The organism is Candidatus Protochlamydia sp. R18, from assembly GCF_000648255.1.
GTDB classification, from domain to species: domain Bacteria; phylum Chlamydiota; class Chlamydiia; order Chlamydiales; family Parachlamydiaceae; genus Protochlamydia; species Protochlamydia amoebophila.
Genome location: NZ_BASL01000644.1, coordinates 1 through 1,676 on the forward strand (window position 1 = coordinate 1; position 1,676 = coordinate 1,676).

The window sequence follows — 1,676 nt, forward strand, 5'->3', positions numbered from 1 at the left end:
TTTTCCTAGTTCCTGCATTAAATCTCGATTTTGCTGAATTATTCTCTTTATTTCCTCTAGATCCTTTTGTAAGCCGGTTTTTTTTATCACATTTTTATAAGCTTCATAAAGTTCAGCCTTGCCATATGATAATTTTCCAGCTAAATCTAGCTTTTCTTTAGGTTCAAGATTTAGGAAAGATGAATTTTCAGGTAGATTCTCTTCTAGTGAGAACAACAACCACTTTTCTTCTGGAGTCAAATCCTTTTCTTTCAATTCTTGCTCAATTTTTTTTGTTCCCTCTCTTTTTCTGTTATATTAATTCTTAGTTCCTCGATTTGTTTTTGATGTTGAAAAAAAGGAGCTTGCCGATACTGTTGATAGCGATTTTCAAATATTTCATCCATCCATCCTGTTAACTCTGTTCTAAATTCATTGAACGTGTCTTGCATTGTTTTAATTCTTGCTTGTTCTATTTTAAAATCCACAATCGCTATATGGGAAGGAGAATGATTAAGATTTGCTAATGCATCGAGAATGTGCATGAGTTCATTAACGGTGCTTTGCACCTCTTTTAAATTTTCTAACTTTTTGTACAAGGAAGTGTGACTCGCACTAGTTTGTGCAATCTCTAACCCGGTAAAAAGTTTGCCCAGCTTCTCCAATTCTCTTTCTAAAGCGGAAACTAAAACAATTTTTTCTTGGATAACCGTTAGGCCTTCATTCAGGTTTGCAATCATGAGCTCGCCTACTTGTTGAGTGCCTTCCAAAGGGCTAATCTCTTTTTTGGCAATCGCATTAAGGATTTGCATAGCACCGGAGCGCACTTTTTTTTCAATTAAATCGTCCACTTTATTTAAGGCAGAAGGAGCTATTAAAGTATGATGGTTTAAAAAATAAAAGTTCGTGTTTGCCCATAAAGAGGGATTCACCCACTTTTCAAACACTTCATCCACATTTACATCCACTCTCTCTAATCGTTTATTTTTTAGTAATTCATTAATAACAGTTCTAGGAATCCCCTTTGTTTGCAGTTTGCCTATCGTTTCTTCCGGTAGCCTTTTTCTATCTTGTATGTATTGGAATAAACCATCTTTTAATTCTGTTGCTAGGGTTTGAACCTCTATAGAAAGAGGAAATGTCTCTTTCCATAAGTTTTCAATTCCATCAAATGCACGAATTTTATTGTCTAAAATGGCTTTAATGGTTTTTTGAAGCCCTTCTTTAGAGACATTTAGCTCAAGGAGCCTTTCTTTAAAAGGAAGAGGAATTTCTCTTTGGTTTTCACGCAATGCGCGTACTGCTTTCACTAAAGACTCTTTAAGCGTATAAAGATAGGTATCATTCACTTCGGCAAATAAAGAGTGATGACAAGCTTCTGTGCCTGTTTGTTCTGAGCCAATATAAAATTGTTTTTTGGCTGGTAGCCAATCAATTTGACATTCCAACCCAGAGTAAGCTATGCCCATGTGAAGAAAAAGAAGCAGCCGCGCTTGCGCATGCATGTCAATTAATTTTGCAGGGGGATTTCCATTTTTATCTCCCCGATTGTTATAGGCATCCATTTCAGCAATGAATTGACCAAGCTTCAAAGAAAGGGGTTTATCAATTTGGAAAAAGGGTTCTACAGCTTTTGCAATAAATTCTTTTGCATTGATATAAATTTCTCTATTGCTCTCTAAACCAAAGGAAGAACG

At 35.6% G+C, this 1,676-nt stretch carries 2 pseudogenes; both read right to left on the minus strand.

The features are described 5' to 3' along the window. A pseudogene (locus TY19_RS19510) lies at nucleotides 1-255 on the minus strand (hypothetical protein); the annotation flags it as partial. Beyond that, nucleotides 252-1,676: pseudogene (locus TY19_RS03655) on the minus strand (hypothetical protein); the annotation flags it as partial. The pseudogenes TY19_RS19510 and TY19_RS03655, both read right to left, overlap by 4 nt.